The organism is Pinirhizobacter sp. (assembly GCF_035317885.1).
In the GTDB taxonomy this organism is placed as follows: Bacteria; Pseudomonadota; Gammaproteobacteria; order Xanthomonadales; family Rhodanobacteraceae; genus Pinirhizobacter.
Window position 1 is genome coordinate 1 of sequence record NZ_DATHFX010000028.1, and the last position, 3,294, is coordinate 3,294.

General features: G+C 62.3%; 3 protein-coding genes. 2 read left to right on the forward strand and 1 reads right to left on the reverse strand.

Annotation, left to right across the window (positions count from 1 at the left end):
* Window positions 1–213: 213 nt before the first annotated feature.
* Window positions 214–1,596, forward strand: a complete 1,383-nt coding sequence (locus VK519_RS00850) for an alpha-L-fucosidase (RefSeq protein WP_324346748.1) — start codon at window positions 214–216, stop codon at window positions 1,594–1,596.
* 5 nt (window positions 1,597–1,601) lie between these two features.
* Window positions 1,602–2,051: a RidA family protein gene (locus VK519_RS00855; protein WP_324346749.1), complete on the forward strand. Its 450-nt coding sequence runs from the start codon at window positions 1,602–1,604 to the stop codon at window positions 2,049–2,051.
* Between the two features lie 3 nt (window positions 2,052–2,054).
* Here the strand turns inward: VK519_RS00855 and VK519_RS00860 are convergent.
* Window positions 2,055–3,294: glycoside hydrolase family 2 protein (locus tag VK519_RS00860; RefSeq protein ID WP_324346750.1), on the reverse strand; the 1,240-nt coding region annotated here is incomplete at its 5' end.

Consider the following 3,294-nt stretch of genomic DNA (forward strand, 5'->3'; position numbering starts at 1 on the left):
TTCACCACGTTGATGCAACGAAGCGTACCTGCGGTGCTGGTGTTAGGGGTCAGAGTATTTACTCTGACCCCGCTTGCGAAGGCCGTGGCGAGCGGGGCGCCGCGAAGGGTCAGGGCGGCCACGGAGGCAGCCTTGATGAAATGACGTCTCGATACCATCGGCAAAATGTACTACAAACTTAATTCCCTCCAGGCCGAAAAACGGAATCCCCGCATGCCCCTGCCAGCCATCCGAACGCGCGCGTTGTCCTTGTTGCTGATGCTGGCATTGCCCGCGATAGCCGTGGCGGACGGCCAGAACTTCGCCACCACCTTGCCTTCGCCGCAGCAGGTGGCCTGGCAGGACCTGCAGTTCGGCGTGATCGTTCACTTCGGCACCAATACTTTTCTGGATCGGGAATGGGGTGATGGCACGGCGCCGGCGTCGGTGTTTAATCCCGACCATGTTGACCCGGGCCAGTGGGCCCGGGCGGTGCGAGCCGCGGGCGCGCGCTACATGGTGCTGGTTGCCAAGCACCACGATGGTTTCAGCTTGTGGCCCACCGAACAAAGCGATTACTCGGTGAAGTCCAGCCCGTGGCTGCACGGCAAGGGCGACCTGGTGAAGCTGACATCGGAAGCGGCGCGCAAGGCAGGCTTAAGTTTCGGCGTGTACCTGTCACCGTGGGACCGCCATGAACCGAAATACGCAGACAAAGCGGCCTACGATAAGTACTACGCCGCGCAACTGGACGAGCTGGCCACGGGCTATGGCCCGCTGGTGGAATGGTGGCTCGATGGCGCCGGTAGCGCCGGACACGTCTACGATTTCGACCATTACATCGAGGAATTGCGCACCTACCAGCCCAACACCATGGTGTTCGCCGATGTCGCGCTTTTCAGTTACGGCGATATTCGCTGGGCCGGGAACGAACACGGTGCCACGGAAGGTGAGACCTGGAATGTGATCGACCGCCACGGCGAGCTCCGCTGGCGGCCGGTGGAAGTGGATACGCCACTGCACAAGGATCATTGGTTTTTCAGCTCAAAGCCCGATTTCGCCGCCAGCCTTAAAACCGTGGACGAGCTCGTGAGCACGTGGGAAATGAGCGTGGGGCGGGGTGGACAGTTGATGCTTGGCATCGCACCCAATACGCACGGGCTATTGCCCGAGGCGGACGTTACGCGGCTGGCAGAACTCGGCGCGACGCTGGAACACCGGTATGGCAATTCGGCGAACCTGATCGCGGGCGAAAATGCGGACAATGCCGAAGCCAGGCGTGCGCTGGATAATGACCCTGCGACCTTCTGGTCGGCACCTGAAGGCAGCTCGCACGCGGAACTCAACGTCAATTTCCCCAAGCCCGTCACCTTCGACAGCGCCATCGCCATGGAGCGTCTTGACGCGGGCCAGCATGTCCGCCGTTATGCGATCGAAGTGATGCGCGGGAACACCTGGGTGACCATCGCCGAAGGGCAGGCCATTGGCCATCTCAAGCTCGACAGGTTTCCAGCCGTCACGGCAGCGAGAATCCGCCTGAATATCCAGTCCAGCGTCGGCACCGCCGAAATTCGCGAGTTCAAGCTGTTCAACACAGGCACACCTGCAACGGAGTAGAACGCATGCATCTGAAGATCCTGGTTGCCACTCTTCTTTTCCTGCCGCTTGGCGCCGCCGCGCAGGATGCACAGTTCATCAATCCTCCCGGCCTTTCCCGGCCGATGGGTTACACGCACGTCGTGGTAGTGCCCCCGGGCCATACCATTTACCTTTCGGGGCAGGTGGCACTGGACAAGGACGGCAAGCTGGTCGGCAAGGACGACTTCGCGGCGCAAGCCGAACAGGTGTTCGCCAACATCGATACCGCCCTGAAGGCAGCGCACGCCTCGTTCGCGAACGTGGTGAAACTCACCTTCTATGTCACCGACGCCACCAAGGTGCCAGCGCTTCGCGCCGTCCGCGACAAGTACGTCGACACGGCGCATCCGCCGGCCAGTACCCTGGTGGAGGTGAAGCGGCTGGTTCGCGACGACCTCCTGCTTGAGGTCGACGCGACGGCGGTTACCCGTTAGGCATCACCGATCTTGCTCTTTGGCGGCATCGATGGCCGTCTGGTTGGCTTTCCTCACGCGCTCGACGGGCATCTTCATCACTTCACGGTCGTAGGTAAGGAAGCCGTTGAGTTCGGTTTCCACGTCGGTGACCTGGGTGTAGATCGCGGCGGACAAGCCGAAGGGCACGCGTTTGGCGACCTCCGCCAGCAGGCCCTCGTAGCGCGTGGCCATGGCTTGCGCATCGGCTTGCTGCTCGTAGTCGAATTTTTTCTTCGCCGGCCACAGGTGCCCCTTTACCACCAGGCCCAGGCCACCGAATTCCCCCAGTGAAGCGGCACGCGTGGCGGTGGGTACGGTCTCGCCCGGGCCCACATAGATGTGGTCATCCTTGAAGTCGCCGTTGCCACCATCGAAGCCGCAGCAGTTGGAACCCGAGTTGTTGCTTACCAGGCGGGTGGGATCCTGCTTCTTCACCTCGTCGGCCAGGCGGGCAGGGTCGTATTCGCCCCATCCTTCGTTCATCGGTACCCAGGTGACGATCGAGGTGGTGTTGCGCAACTGGTCGATGATGATGTGGAGTTCGTGTTCGAATTGTTGCTTGCCCGCGCTATCGGGCACGTGGTGGTCACGCGTGGCGGGCATGTCTTGCCACACCAGGATGCCCAGGTGGTCGGCCCAGTAGTACCAGCGCTGCGGCTCGATCTTGATGTGCTTGCGCAGCAGGTTCAGGCCCATGGCCTTGGCCTTGTCGATGTCCGAGCGCAGGGCTTCGCCGGTGGGCGCGGTATAGATGCCGTCGGGCCAGAAGCCCTGGTCGAGCGCGCCCATCTGGAACACGAACTTGCCGTTGAGCACCGGACGGAGGAATTTGCCCACCTTCGCAAGCTTCATCGTACGCATGCCGATGTATGAGCCCACGGTGTCCACGGTCTTGCCGCCGTCGAGCACCTCGGCCTTCACGTCGTAGAGAAAAGGATCATCCGGCGTCCAGGGATGGGCACGCGGCACCGGCACGTTGATGCTGCCGTTGGCGGCACCGGTGGCCTCGCCGACCTTCGTGCCTTTCGAGCTCACTGTCACGCGTACCTTCGTGTCCGCGCCGCCTTCCACGTGCGGCACCACCGCGAGCCTTGTGTGATCGAGGTCCGCCGTCATGTCCATGCGTTCGATGTGCACCGGCGCAACCGGCTCCAGCCAGACCGTTTGCCAGATGCCGGTGGTGGCGGTGTACCAGATGCCGTCGGGCTTCAGCCGCTGCTTG

What these genes read in the sequence shown, in the direction of transcription:
- VK519_RS00850 (WP_324346748.1), top strand. Translation starts at nt 214, where the DNA reads ATGCCCCTGCCAGCCATCCGAACGCGCGCGTTGTCCTTGTTGCTGATG.
- VK519_RS00855 (WP_324346749.1), top strand. Translation starts at nt 1,602, where the DNA reads ATGCATCTGAAGATCCTGGTTGCCACTCTTCTTTTCCTGCCGCTTGGC.